This is a genomic window from Streptomyces sp. MMS24-W38 (genome assembly GCF_059889265.1).
On sequence record NZ_JCBCPP010000001.1, the window covers coordinates 4,667,302 to 4,680,909 of the forward strand.

The following is a 13,608-nucleotide window of genomic DNA, read 5'->3' on the forward strand; positions in this document are numbered from 1 at the left end:
TGGCGGGCCCCGTCGTACGGGGCGGCGGGACCACGCCATCGTGTCGCGGCGGTCGGTGCGGGGTTCTCAGCCGCGCAGTTCCGCCAGCACCGCGTCCGTGAAGGGCGGCCAGGCCTCGACCGCCCAGGGGCCGAAGGCGCGGTCGGTGAGGGCGGCGCAGGCCACCCCCGCGGTCGGGTCGATCCACAGGAACGTGCCCGACTGGCCGAAGTGGCCGAAGGTGCCCGGTGAGGACGAAGCACCCGTCCAGTGGGGGGACTTGGAGTCGCGGATCTCGAAGCCGAGGCCCCAGTCGTTGGGGTTCTGGTGGCCGTAGCCCGGCAGGACGCCCTTGGTGCCCGGGTACTGGACCGTCATCGCCTCGGCGACGGTGCGCGGGTCGAGGAGGCGCGGGGCCTGGATCTCGGCGGCGAAGCGCAGGAGGTCGTCCACCGTGGAGACGGCGTCCTTCGCCGGGGAGCCCTCCAGCGACGTCGACGTCATCCCCAGCGGCTCCAGCACCGCCTGCCGCAGGTATTCGGCGAACGGGATCTCCGTCGCCTTCGTGATGTGGTCGCCGAGCTGCTCGAACCCGGCGTTCGAGTACAGGCGGCGCTCGCCGGGCGCGGAGGTCACCCGGTGCTCGTCGAAGGCGAGGCCCGAGGTGTGGGCGAGGAGGTGGCGGACCGTGGCGCCGGAGGGGCCGGCCGGCTCGTCCAGCTCGATCGCGCCCTCCTCGTACGCCACGAGCACCGCGTAGGCGGCGAGCGGCTTGGTGACCGAGGCGAGCGGGAAGCGGTGTCCGGCCGGTCCGTGGGTGCCCAGGACGGTGCCGTCCGCCCGGACGACACCCGCCGCGGCGGTGGGAACCGGCCAGTTCTCGATCAACGCGAGGCTCTTCAACGACATGCCGTCGAGCCTAAGCGCTCACAGCCGCAGCTCCAGCAAGGGGTCCGGCCTCCGCGTGAAGCCCAGCGAGGCGTACAGCGGCTCGGCCTGCGCGGACGCGGTGAGGCGGACGCGGCGGGCGCCCCGCTCGCGGAACCACTGCAGCAGCGCCTCCACGCAGGCGCGCGCGTGCCCCTGACGGCGGGCGTCCGGGTCGGTGGCGACGCTGAACACGTAGCCGTCGATGCCGTGCGGGTTGTGCGCGCCGCCGATGCGGTAGTCGATCGTGCCGGCCACCAGCGTCGCCAACCCGTGCCGGTCCGGGTGGTCCACCACGAACGCCGCGAAGGTGCCGTCCGTCTCGGCCAGCCTGGCGCGCAGTACGGGCAGGGAGTCGGCGTGCCAGTCCGTGGAGGGGGAGGAGCGGGGCATCGAGTCGATCATCACCTGGCGCAGCCGCAGTACTTCCTCCGCGTCCCCGGGCACCGCGCGGCGTACGAGAGTCATGCCCGCCATGCTATTCAGCCGGTGCGCCCGCCGTCCCGCCGTTTCTCACCGGTCACGGTTGCCTGGAGCGCACTCCAGGGATCTAGCGTGGAGTGCATGACGGTGACGGAGACCATGGGTGAGGGTACGGGGGCCAGGGCCGACATCTGCGCCGGTCCGGCGCGGGGCGAGCGGCGGGCGGACGGCCGGGACACGTACACGATCAGCGAGGTCGTCGCCCTGACCGGACTGTCGGCCCACACCCTGCGCTGGTACGAGCGCATCGGCCTGATGCCGGACATCGACCGGTCGCACACCGGTCAGCGCCGCTACAGCAACCGCGACCTCGACTGGCTGGCCCTCGTCGGCAAGCTCCGCCTGACCGGTATGCCGGTCGCGGACATGGTGCGGTACGCGGAACTGGTGCGGGAGGGCGACCACACCTACGGCGACCGCCTCGAACTGCTCACCACGACCCGCGAGGACGTGCTCGCCCGGATCGCGGAGCTCCAGGGCACCCTCGCCGTACTCGACAGGAAGATCAGCTTCTACGCGGACGCCGGACGGGAGTAGTCCTCCCGGGGGCGGCCCCGCGCTCCGCCGGCCCCGTGAAGTGCTGGTGAAAAAGCCGTGGAAGCGATGTCGGTGGGGCCGCTTATGCTGCACCGGATGATCACGCGGGGCCAGGGAGGGCGCGGCATGTTCGGCAAGCTGTTCGGCAGGGGCGGGGAGAGTCCGGCGGGGGCGGATCCGTACGCCCTTCCCGTCCCGCGCAAGAAGAACGGGATGTACACGCTGCGCGCGCTCGGGGACACCCGGGTGCTCGCGCTGGTGGAGGCGGCCGACGCGGGTGAGTGGGAGGCGGTGAAGGCGGCGCTGTCCCCCTTCGACCTCGGCCGCGACCACCACGTCCTCGGCGAACTGGCCGAGCTGGACGGTGTCGAGGAGTGGATCGGCCGGGCCGTCGAGGAGGACAAGGAGCACCGGGCGGAGGCGCTGCTGATATCCGGTGCGCGCCACGTCGTCTGGGGCTGGGAGGCGCGCACCTCCGCACGTGCCGTGGACGTCTCGCGGGAGCAGTGGCAGGTCTTCCACGAGCGGCTCCGTATCGCCGAGGAACAGCTGCTCGAGGCCGCGGAGTTGCGACCGGAGTGGGTCGCACCGTGGCGCCGCCTCCTCACCTCCGGTCGCGGCATGTCGCTGGGCGACGCCGTCAACGAGACCCGGTTCGACGCCGCCCTGCGCCGCGAGCCGCTGGACCTGGAGGTCCACCTCGAGCGGCTGTCGCAGTTGCAGCCCCGCTGGGGCGGTGAGCAGGGGCAGGCCCTGGCGTTCGCCCGTGAGGCGTTCGCCCGAGCGCCCGAGGGGCATCGCCTCGGCTGTGTGATCGCCATGGCCCACATCGAGGACTGGGTGGAGTCGGACGACGGGGACTGCCTCGAGACCCCGGAGATCCAGGCCGAGTTGCGGGAGGCGGCCGACCGCAGCATCCTCCACCCCGCCTACACCTGGCGTCCGGGCTGGCAGCACGACTTCAACATGTTCGCCATGGCCCTGTCACTGGCCGGTGAGCGCCACACGGTCCGGCGCGTCTTCCTGACGCTGGACGGCGCCTACACCACCTGGCCCTGGACCTACTTCGCGGAGCCCGAGAAGCAGTTCGCCCGCCGTCAGCGCCGCGCCTGAGCCCGCACCCGCCCCTCTCGAACTCCTCACCCCGGACTGCCCGATGACTCTGCCCGACACCTCCCCGAACCCGGCCGGCGCCGACCGCACCTTCCAGGTGGATCTGCGCGGCCTCGTCGACCTCCTCTCCCACCACCTCTACTCCAGCCCCCGCGTCTACCTGCGCGAACTGATGCAGAACGCGGTGGACGCGCTGACCGCCCGGCACGGCCTCGAACCGGCCGCCCCCGCCGACGCCTTCGGCATCCGCCTGTACGCCGACGGTTCGGTGGTGCGCGTCGAGGACGACGGCGTCGGTCTCACCGAGGCCGACGTGCACACCTTCCTCGCCACGATCGGCCGCAGCAGCAAGCGCGCCGAGCAGCTCGTCGAGCAACGCGGCGACTTCATCGGCCAGTTCGGAATCGGCCTGCTCTCCTGCTTCCTGGTCGCGGACGAGATCCACGTGCTGAGCCGGTCCGCCCGTACCCCCGACGCGCCCGCCGTGGAGTGGCGGGGGCGCGGCGACGGCAGCTACACCGTCCGTACCCTGCCCGCCTCCGCCCGGCCCCGGCCCGGCACCACCGTCACCCTCACTCCGCGCGCCGACGCGGGCGAGTGGACCCGTCCGGTCCAAGTGCAGTCCCTCGCACGGCACTTCGGCTCACTGCTGCGTCACCCGGTGACCTTCGACGACGGCACGGGCGGCACGGACGGTCCGGGCGCGCCGGTCAACCCCGAGGCGGCGCCCTGGGCGCGTACGTACCCGACGCCGGGCGCCCGTTCCCGCGCGCTGGCCGCGTACGGCGAGGAGGTCTTCGGGTTCACCCCGCTGGACACCATCGAACTGGACCTGCCGGCCGTGGGCCTGAAGGGCATCGCGTGTGTGCTGCCCGAGGCGGTACCGGCCGGACGGCGCCACGGCCACCGGGTGCACGTCAAGGGCATGCTGCTGTCCGAGCAGGCCGAGGAGATCCTGCCCGAGTGGGCGTTCTTCGTCCGCTGCGTCGTCGACGCCGAGAGCCTGCGCCCGACCGCGTCCCGCGAGTCCCTGTACGAGGACGACACCCTCACCGCGGTCCGCGACGCCCTAGCCGAGCGGCTGCGCGCGTGGATCGCCCGGGCCGCCGCCAGCGACCCGGACCTGCTCGCCCGCTTCCTCCAGACCCATCACCTGGCCGTGAAGTCGCTCGCGGTGCACGACGACGAGATCCTGCGGATGCTGCTGCCCTGGCTGCCGTTCGAGACCACCGACGGGCACACCACCCTCGACGAGTTCGCGCGCACCCACCGCACCGTGCTGGTGACGTCGAGCGTGGAGGAGTTCCGGCAGGTCGCGGCGATCGCCTCGGCCGCCGGGCTCGGCGTCGTCAACGGCGGCTACACCTACGACCGTGAACTGGTCCACCGGCTGCCCGAGATCAGGCCCGAGGTCACCGTCGCCGACCTCGACCCGGCGACCCTCACCGCGCATCTCGACCCCGTCGACCGGGAGACGGAGCTGGCCGCCGCGGCCTACCTCGCCCTGGCCCGCGACGCCCTCGCCGTCTTCGACTGCGACGTCGCGCTGCGCACCTTCCAGCCCGCCTCCGCCCCCGCCCTCCTCGTCGACAGCCGTGAGGCCCGGCACGAGCGCACCCGCTCCCAGCTCGCCCGTGAGCAGGAGGGCGGCCTGTGGGGCGACATCCTCGGCGCCCTGCGTCAGGAGGCGCCGCGGGCCCAGCTGATCCTCAACCAGCTCAACCCGCTGGTGCGCACCGCCGTCGCCATCGACGAGCCCGAACTGGCCCGCACCAGCGCCGAAGCCCTCTACGGGCAGGCCGCGCTGCTGTCCCGGCGTCCGCTCAGGCCCGCCGAATCGAGCCTCATCAACCGCTCCTTCCTCGACCTTCTCGCCCACGCCCTCCGCAAGGACAGCTGACGATGCCGACCGCACCCCCTCCCCAGAACACAGACGAGCTGTACCAGGCGCTCCGGGAGAACGACCGGCGCCCCTACGGTCGCACCCGCACCGTCACCGCCGAGGAACTCGTGGACGCCGCCGAGCAGTTCGCGGAGCCCGTCCCGCTGATCGACGCGTTGCTCGAACTCCAGGAGGCGTATACCTACGGCTCCGAACCCCGCAAGTCGCCCGTTGTCTTCGCCCGCCTGCTCACCCTCTTCGACGAGCAGCCGGACGTCTTCGACGAACGCCTGCGCCACCAGCTGTTCTGGCGGTTCAAGTGGGTCGCGGGCGCCCTGCGCGCACTGCCCGAGATACCGCTGGCCAGCCTGCGCCAGTGGCTGACGGAGATGCGCGACCGCTACGAGAAGGCCGACCTGGACCTCCAGCCCTATTACGGGCAGGCCTACCGGCTGGCCGCCCATCTCGGCGAGGACACCGCCCTCGCCTACGAGTTGTGGGCGGGCCGTTCCCGCTCCCGGCTCAGCGACTGCGAGGCCTGCGAGACCTGCGACCGTGCCCTGTACCACCTGGCGGCGGGCGACGACGAGCGGGCGCTGCGCGTCTGGGAGCCCGTCCTGGCCGGCAAGGAGTCCTGCCAGGAGGAGCCGGCCCGCTCCGCCTCCTACGCACTGCTGCCCCTGCTGCGCACCGGCCGCACCGACCAGGCACGCGGACTGCACCTCGCGGGCTACCGCGGCTGCCGCCGCAGCCCCTCGATGTCCTCAGAGGTCGGCCGGCACCTGGAATTCTGCGCGCTGACCGGCAACGAGGCACGCGGCCTGGAACTGCTCGCCGAGAACCGGAACCTGTTCGACGAGGTGGACTCGCCGCAGGACCAGCTCGACTTCCTCACCGGCGTGGAGGTCCTCCTCCAGCGCGTCGAGACCCTCGGCCACGGCGAGCTGCCCGCCGCCGGGTTCCCGGGCCGCACCTGGACCGTGACCGGCCTGCGCGCCGAGGTGCGCGGCCGCGCCGCCGACCTCGCCGCCCGCTTCGACGACCGCAACGGGACCACCGCCCACACCGACCGCCGGAGCGCCCGTCTCGACCGGGCCCCGCTCCTCGACGCGCTGGAACTGACCCTGCGCACCCGCAGCCTCGACGACGTGACCCCGGCCGCACCGGTCGCCGCCCCGGTCGCCGCGTCGGCGTCCACCGCCCGTACGACCGCCGCCGTGCCCGAGTCGCTGACCGAACTCATTTGTCAGGCAAGGTCGTTGGAAGAGGAGGGACACCCGGACGCACAAGCCTGCTGGGCGCGGCTGCGCACGCTCGTCGCCGCCCGCGACTACACCCACCCCGACGACCCGGCCGTGGGTTCGCTCCTGCGGCTGCGCGCGGACCTGCTGGCCGACGAGGCGAACTGGGCGGGCGACAAGGACGAGTTCGCCGACGCCGCCGCCCTCCACGAGGAGGCCGCGGGTCTGTACGACGACGCCGGACTGCCGGGTCACGCGGCGCTCGCCCGCGCCTGCGCCCTGCTCGCCGCCGCCGAGATCCCCACGGAGGACGCCGACGGCCCCGAGGCGAAGGCCGCAGCGCTGACCACCGCCCACACGTCCCTGGTCCGCCTGCACGAGGAGACCTCCGGTCTCGCCCCGCACCAGGAGGCCCGCCTGCTGCGTCTGCGGGCAACCGCGCTCGGCCTGCGCCTGCAGGTGTCGGGGAACTCGGGGAACTCGGGGAACGAGGAGCACGTCGCGCCACTGCTCGCCGAGGTGGACCTGCTGCACGCGTTCGCCACCCGGCACGACATCGCCGGGCAGGTGGCCAGGGCCCTGCTGCTGCGGGCCACCACATACGCCCTGTCCGGCGACCTGCCCGCCGCGCTCACCGAGACCGACGGCCTCCTCGACCGGCTGAAGGAGCACGGCCCGGCCTGGCACCTGCCCCGCGTGCTCGCCCTGCGGGGCAGGCTCCACCTCGGCCTCCAGGACGCGCAGGCCGCGCACGCGGACCTGTCCGAGGGCCTGCGGCTGGCCGCCGACTGGCCGGCCGACGCGGTCGACACCGCCCGCCTGCACGCCGAACTGGCCGAGATCTGCATGCACCTGGGCCGCCCCGACGAGGCACTGCGGCACCTGACGCGCTCGGCGGAACTGGACCTGCGCCGCGGCAGCCGGTTCGCCGCGTTCTGCACCTACAGCGGCGCGGCCCAGCTCAGCCTCGACCTGGGCCGCGTCGAGGACACCATCGCCCTGCTCGACTCCCTGCTGGCCGAACCGGACGTCACCACCGGGGAGCTGGACGACCGGCTCGCCGCCCAGCTGCGCCTGACCCGCGCCCGCGCGCTGCACGCGGGGGACGACCTCAAGGCCGCCACGGCGGAGTTCGTCGCCCTCGCCGCCGAGTCGGCCGGCTGGGACGACGACCCGGGAAGCCACGCCATGATCGCCGCGGAGACGGCCGTACTCCTCGGCGAGTCCGGCGAGTTCGGCCAGGCCCGCAAGGCCGCCGACCAGGCGCTCGCCGCCCACGCCCGGGCCCCGCGCCACGAGCACCTCAGCAACACCCTGCGCGAACTCGCCCGCCTCCAGGCCCAGCAGCAGGGACCCGACGGCCTGGCCGGCGCCCGCGCCTTCCTCGCCGACGCCGGCCGGGTCGCCGACGAGGCCCGCGCCGCCGGGTACGAGGCCCACGGCCGCTCCCTGGACACCGCCCTGGCCTACGAGCACGGGAGGGTCAACGCCTACGCCGGCGCCCACGAGGAGGCCCTGACCGCCCTGGAGAAGGCCCTCGCCCTGCTCGGCGAGCCGGGACCGGAACAGCACCGCGCCGGCGAGTGGGCCGAGTGCGTCCGCCTCGCCGCCGCCGTGGAGGGCATCTACCTGGAACGCCCCGCCCCCGCCCTCACCCGCCTCGACGCGGCGGTCTCCCGCCTGACCGCGGCGGGCCACACCGAGGAGACCGAGCCGCTGACGGTCTTGGCGGCCCGGCTGCGCGACGAGGAGTGACACGGTGCTCCCGGCACCCGGGGCCCCTGCGGGTCGACGAAACCCACAGGGCCCCCGGGCACCGGATCACCGCATGCGACGTCACCCCCTCGCCGTCTCGGCGGATGCTCAGTCGAGACAGAACTCGTTGCCCTCGACGTCCTGCATCACGAGGCACGACTCGTTGAAGCCGTCGGCACGCAGCAGTCGCACCCGTACCGCGCCGAGCGCGGCCAGCCGTGCGCATTCGGCCTCCAGAGCGGCCAGGCGCTCTTCACCCACGAGTCCGGTGCCGGCCCGCACGCAAAGATGCACCCGGTTCTTGACGACCTTGCCTTCGGGAACGCGCTGGAAGAACAGCCGCGGACCCACACCCGAGGGGTCGACGCATGCGAACGCCGAGCCCTGACGCTCGAGCGGCAGCGAGCGATCGAAATCGCCCCACGTGGCGAACCCCTCCGGTGGCGGCGGTACGACGTACCCCAACACCTCGCACCAGAAACGAGCGACGCGCTCGGGTTCCGCGCAGTCGAAGGTGACCTGGAACTGCTTGACCGATGTCATCGGCCCACCGTAGCGGGAGCGGCTGGCAGGCTGGGGCCTGTCCGGCGGATCAGGTCGTAAGGGGTCGACGGTGCCTTGTCAGCGCGGGTGGGCGGGGGCGATGGGGGCCCCTCCCGCTCATGGGGGCCCTCCCGCTCGAGCCCGTCGAGAGCTCGGGGAGTCGGCGAGTGACGACAACGCCGCTGGGGCCCCTGCTCGAAGAGCTCGAGGGAGGGCGTGCCGGCCCCGCGTCTGCGGCGTGATCCGCCGGACAGGCCCTAAAGCTCCGCCAGCAACTCCGCCTTCTTGGAGGAGAACTCCTCGTCCGTCACCAGGCCCGCCTGGTGCAGTTCGCCGAGGTGGCGGATGCGGTCGGCGATGTCGGCCGGGTCGCGGCGCACGGCCGCCGCGACCACCGCGGGCACCGGCTCGGACGTCCGTACCGCCGCCAGCACGGCCGCCGCGAACGGCAGTGACTCGTGCACCGGTCCGTAGCCCAGTCCGAACAGCACGGCCGCCGGGTCCTGGTCGGGCTGGGGCGGTGACGCCGGCTCGTCCCGGCGCAGCAGCCGCAGATGCCCTTCGAACACCTCGGGCGACCGCCACTCCACGCCGCTCAGCTCACCCACGGGGAAGCGCTGGTCACCGGCTTTCCACTTCGTCGACGAGGCGCCCGTCCAGAACCAGTGGAAGGAGACCGTCGTCCCGTCGAAGGAGGCCTTGCCGTCGTACGCCTTGAACCGCAGCGGCACCTCGGGGGCCGGTACCAGGTGGCGTTCGGCGGGGCCGGACTCGGTGAGGCGGGCGAGGAGTTCGTCGGCGTAGTACTCGGCGAGCGTCTCGCGCTCGGCGGGCAGCACCAGCCGGTAGGGGTCGGAGCTCTCCTTCAACTGCCCGGCCGCCGCCTCCAACAGCGGGTCGGCCCCGGGCCGGGGCTCGACGCGCAGCACGACGCTGCCGCGCCTGCCGGGGGTCAGCGTCACCCTTGCTATGGCCTCCAGGGGGATGCGTCGTTCCCCGAGTGCCTGAAACAACTTGGGTGTTCGAATCCCCCTTTCGTAACGGATGAGCACGGAGTCGGACTCGAACTCCCAGGCAGCGTGAAAACCAGCCAGTACGTCACCCATGCGGCTCATCGTATGCGGCACGAGCTTTTTCGTCCCCTCCCCGTGCATACCGCGGTTCCTCCGTCCTCTACGCGCGTCAGGGTGCCTAGGCGTAGGACAAATCCGCCCGGCATACGCCGTCATCGTGTGCGCAGGCCACCGCTCGGTATGCGCCAACGCCGATCTCGGCGAAGTTGCGCAGACTGTCCGTGCCCGGCTCGAAATACCCGCTGTGTCCCTCCGCCTCACGTGCCGACAGGACCCGCGCCCCGAAAGCGGGGGAGACCGGGTCGGCGCCGTGGCCCAGTCCGCCGACCTCCAGATAGGGCACGTCCTGGACCCAGTCGTCGGCGTCCCGCATGGCCCACACGCGCGCGTGGGTGCGCAGTGCGGAGGCGGTCTCGGCCCGCATGCCGGGGCTGCCGGCCACCGCGATGTCGGCCACCCGGCCGGGCAGGGTGCTCGCGGCGAGCCCGCACACCACGGAGCCGTAGCTGTGGCAGAACAGCGCGACCGGGGCCGTGCCGGGCAGCGCGCGCAGCAGCGCGTCGAGCCGTACCGCGCCGTCCTCGGCGCGCTTGGCCATGGCCGCCTCCATGCCGAGTCCGCCGGGCGCGGTGTAGTCGGCCCAGGCGATCACGGCGGTACGGGTCGAGGGGGCCGCCTCGTGCTCGGCCGCACGCAGCGCCTCGGCCATGCCGACGGGGGCCGAGTAGCGGCGGTAGGTGCGCTGGAAGGTGAGCAGATCCGTGTCGACGCCGGGGACGACGACCGAGATGCGTTCGGCCTCGTCCAGATCGCCGAAGACCTCGGCCACGCGGCCCGGTCCCGACGGGTTGAAGGCGAGGATCTGGCGTCCGGGGCCCAGCAGTGTCCCGAGACGGTTCATCCGGCGGCCCGCCTGATGCTGTCCCGCGGGCGTGAGCCGTGTGTCGTGCATCCGTTCCCGCTCGATCTCGCGGGCCTGCTCCATCGCGATGCGGTTGGCGCGGTACCGCAGACCGACCGGGGTGCCGTTCATGTTGCCGACCGCGAGGGGGAAGCGGTGGGCGAGGCTCATCCGCTGCGCCTCGGTGAGCGAGGCGAAGAACCGGGCCAGCCTGCCGGGCGCGGACTGCGGGTCCGGCAGTTCGCGGCCCGCTATGCGGCCGTGCTCCCAGGCGGCGAGCGAGGCGGACAGCGGTGCCACGTCCCGCTGTTGGCGCAGTGCCGTCCAGCCGGTGGTCGCCAGCATCACGAAGACGACGGCAAGTGCGAGGAGCGCGCGCCATGCGTTCAGTTGCGGAGAGGAGTCGAAGGAAGTCACTGAAAGGACACACTAGGAGAACGGGAGGGTCTCGCGTCAACCGAGTGACGGGTATCACGTTTCAGCGTGCCGGAGTGTGAGCAGACGTCAACCGACGGGTGATCAGACGCCGTGCCAGTTCCCCGCGAGTGTCGGCCCCAGCTGGTCCAGGTAGGCCGTCGTCAGCTCGCGCAGGGCGGCGAGGCCGGGGTCGTCCCCGGTGGACCAGGAGTGCTCCGCCACCCGGACGACCCCGCTGAAGGCGGCCACCAGGATGCGCGGCCGGGGGTCGGTGTCCGGGTCGACGCCCTCGCGGTCGGCGATGACGCGGGCCAGCCGGTCCTCCAGTTCCGCCGCGCGCCGCAGATGGGCGGCGAGCAGCGCGGGCGTGGACTCGATCACCCGGTACACCCGCAGGTGCAGTTCCAGGGGGACGACCTGCTCGACGACCTCGTTGATGCCGTCCCAGCTCTCCTGCAGGGCCCGGCGCAGCACGTCCAGCGGTGGCTCGCCGGGCGGCCGTGCCCGTACGACGTCGACGACGAGGGACTCCGCGAGGCGCGGGACGTGGAAGGCGACCTCCTCCTTGCTGGCGAAGTAGCGGAAGAAGGTGCGCTGCGAGACGTCGACGGCGGCGGCGATGTCGTCGACCGTCGTGCCCTCGTAGCCGCGCGTCGCGAACAGTTCCAGGGAGGAGCGGACCAGCGCGTCCCGGGTGAGCCGCTTCCTGCGCTCCCGCAGACCCGTCGCCGGCACCGCGCCGGCGACGGCCCCGACCGTCTCCATCGATCCTCCAGCGTGTCCTGTGGGGGCGTTCTGGAACTGTTCCCCCAGTTCAGGCTATAGGGATGAGACGAGTCGGTTGCCGGTCGGTGAATTGGTTTGTCAACTGTCAGTGGCTGTCATTAGCTTTGAAGTCATGACCAGTCAGACCACCGTCGACGCGACGGGACCCGGGGACAAGGCGCCCGTGAACCCGTCGGACGCGGCACCCGGCAGAGGGCTGCGCGGCCATCCCTGGCTCACCCTCTTCACCGTCGCCGTGGGCGTCATGATGGTGGCCCTCGACGGCACCATCGTCGCCATCGCCAACCCCGTCATCGCCAGGGACCTGGGCGCCACCTTCGCCGAGGTCCAGTGGATCACCAACTCGTACTTCCTCGCCCTCGCGGTCTCGCTGATCACCGCGGGCAAGCTCGGTGACCGCTTCGGCCACCGGCAGACCTTCCTCATCGGCGTCGTCGGCTTCGCCGCCGCCTCGGGCGCCATCGGCCTGTCCGACAGCATCGCGGCGGTCATCGTCTTCCGGGTCCTGCAGGGCCTGTTCGGCGCGCTGCTGATGCCGGCCGCGCTCGGCCTGCTGCGGGCCACCTTCCCGGCCGAGAAGCTCAACATGGCCATCGGCATCTGGGGCATGGTCATCGGCGCCTCCACCGCCGGCGGCCCGATCCTCGGCGGTGTGCTCGTCGAGCACGTCAGCTGGCAGTCGGTCTTCTTCATCAACGTCCCGGTCGGCGTCGTCGCCGTCACCCTCGGCGCGTGGATCCTGCTCGACCACCGCGCGGAGAACCGCCCGCGCTCCTTCGACCTGCCCGGCATCGTCCTGCTCTCCGGTGCGATGTTCTGCCTGGTCTGGGCGCTCATCAAGGCCCCCGCGTGGGGCTGGGGCGACCTCAAGACCTGGGGCTTCATCGTCGCCTCGGTCGCCGGTTTCCTGATCTTCGCGTTCTGGGAGACGCAGGTGCGGGAGCCGCTGATCCCGCTGGGGATGTTCCGCTCCGTCGCGCTGTCCGCGGGTGTCGTGCTGATGGTCCTCATGGCCATCGCGTTCATGGGCGGCCTGTTCTTCGTCACGTTCTACCTGCAGAACGTGCACGGGATGAGCCCCGTCGACGCCGGTCTGCACCTGCTGCCGCTCACCGGCATGATGATCATCGGTTCCCCCCTGGCCGGTGCGGTGATCACCAAGGCCGGCCCGCGGATCCCGCTGGCCGGAGGCATGGCCCTCACCGCGCTCGCCATGTTCGGCCTGTCCACGCTCGAGAAGGACACCGGAAGCGGTGTGATGTCGCTCTGGTTCGCCGTGCTGGGCCTCGGCCTGGCCCCCGTCATGGTCGGCGCCACCGAGGTCATCGTGGGCAACGCGCCGATGGAGCTCTCCGGCGTCGCCGGCGGTCTCCAGCAGTCCGCCATGCAGGTCGGCGGCAGCCTCGGTACGGCCGTGCTGGGCGCGGTGATGGCCTCCAAGGTCGACCGCGACCTCCCGGGCAACTGGGCGGCGGCGGGCCTTCCGCCGCTCACCCCGGAGCAGTCCGAGCAGGCGTCCGAGGCCGTCCGGGTCGGTGTGGCGCCGGTGGCCCCGGGCATGCCCGGGGAGCTGGCCGCGAAGATCACCGACGTGGCGCACGAGACCTTCCTCTCCGGCATGAGCACGGCGTCCCTGGTCGCCACCGGGGTCGCCGCCGTGGCGGTGCTGGTCGCCTTCCTCACCAAGCGCGGTGAGAACGGCGAGAACACGGAGGCGGGCGCGGGCGTCGGCCACATCTGACGGACCCCGGCGACCGGGTTCGCTCATCAGGGTGAACCGATGCGGCGACCCCTCCCGCCCGGCGGGCACCACGGGTCACAGTGGGTCAGGTCCTCCCCAGGGCATCCCGGGGCAGGAGAGGGCGCCGGCTGTGGCGCGCCGCTGGAGGGGGCGGCGCGCACACCGGCTCCGGCGACCGGGACGACAGGAGAGGGGCCTTCGGCGAGTCGACTCGCCGAAGGCCCCTCTCC

General features: G+C 72.7%; 11 protein-coding genes. 5 read left to right on the forward strand and 6 right to left on the reverse strand.

The window, feature by feature from the left end; translation table 11 throughout:
* Positions 1–66: 66 nt before the first annotated feature.
* Positions 67–888, reverse strand: a complete 822-nt coding sequence (locus tag AC6F7H_RS20170; RefSeq protein WP_500758322.1) for a serine hydrolase domain-containing protein — start codon at positions 886–888, stop codon at positions 67–69.
* A gap of 18 nt (positions 889–906) precedes the next feature.
* A complete protein-coding gene (locus AC6F7H_RS20175) occupies positions 907–1,374 on the reverse strand; it encodes a GNAT family N-acetyltransferase (RefSeq protein ID WP_500758323.1) in 468 nt (155 codons plus the stop codon).
* A 96-nt stretch (positions 1,375–1,470) separates the two neighbouring features.
* Here AC6F7H_RS20175 and AC6F7H_RS20180 point away from each other — a divergent pair, with 96 nt between their 5' ends.
* From AC6F7H_RS20180 to AC6F7H_RS20195, 4 genes are all read left to right on the forward strand, one after another.
* Positions 1,471–1,926 carry a MerR family transcriptional regulator gene (locus tag AC6F7H_RS20180; RefSeq protein ID WP_500758324.1) on the forward strand — a complete coding sequence of 152 codons (456 nt, stop codon included), beginning with the start codon at positions 1,471–1,473 and terminating at the stop codon, positions 1,924–1,926.
* Positions 1,927–2,052: 126 nt separating this feature from the next.
* Entirely contained in the window at positions 2,053–3,039 is a 987-nt protein-coding gene (locus AC6F7H_RS20185; protein WP_500761959.1) for a hypothetical protein, read from the forward strand.
* 43 nt (positions 3,040–3,082) lie between these two features.
* A complete protein-coding gene (locus AC6F7H_RS20190; RefSeq protein ID WP_500758325.1) occupies positions 3,083–4,939 on the forward strand; it encodes an HSP90 family protein in 1,857 nt (618 codons plus the stop codon).
* 2 nt (positions 4,940–4,941) lie between these two features.
* Positions 4,942–7,917, forward strand: a complete 2,976-nt coding sequence (locus AC6F7H_RS20195) for a hypothetical protein (RefSeq protein WP_500758326.1) — start codon at positions 4,942–4,944, stop codon at positions 7,915–7,917.
* Between the two features lie 108 nt (positions 7,918–8,025).
* Here the strand turns inward: AC6F7H_RS20195 and AC6F7H_RS20200 are convergent, their stop codons facing one another.
* The 4 genes from AC6F7H_RS20200 to AC6F7H_RS20215 form a co-directional block, all read right to left on the reverse strand.
* The gene (locus tag AC6F7H_RS20200; protein ID WP_500758327.1) at positions 8,026–8,460 is read right to left on the reverse strand and encodes a VOC family protein; all 435 of its coding nucleotides are present in this window, start codon (positions 8,458–8,460) and stop codon (positions 8,026–8,028) included.
* Between the two features lie 257 nt (positions 8,461–8,717).
* Positions 8,718–9,566 (reverse strand): DUF4429 domain-containing protein, encoded by an 849-nt coding sequence (locus AC6F7H_RS20205; RefSeq protein WP_500758328.1) that lies wholly within the window; start codon positions 9,564–9,566, stop codon positions 8,718–8,720.
* A gap of 85 nt (positions 9,567–9,651) precedes the next feature.
* On the reverse strand, positions 9,652–10,851 hold the full coding sequence (locus AC6F7H_RS20210) for an alpha/beta hydrolase (protein ID WP_500758329.1): 1,200 nt from the start codon (positions 10,849–10,851) through the stop codon (positions 9,652–9,654).
* A 102-nt stretch (positions 10,852–10,953) separates the two neighbouring features.
* A complete protein-coding gene (locus AC6F7H_RS20215) occupies positions 10,954–11,616 on the reverse strand; it encodes a TetR family transcriptional regulator (protein WP_500758330.1) in 663 nt (220 codons plus the stop codon).
* Positions 11,617–11,749: 133 nt separating this feature from the next.
* Between AC6F7H_RS20215 and AC6F7H_RS20220 the strand changes: the two genes are divergently transcribed.
* Entirely contained in the window at positions 11,750–13,378 is a 1,629-nt protein-coding gene (locus AC6F7H_RS20220) for an MFS transporter (RefSeq protein WP_500758331.1), read from the forward strand.
* Positions 13,379–13,608: the final 230 nt, after the last annotated feature.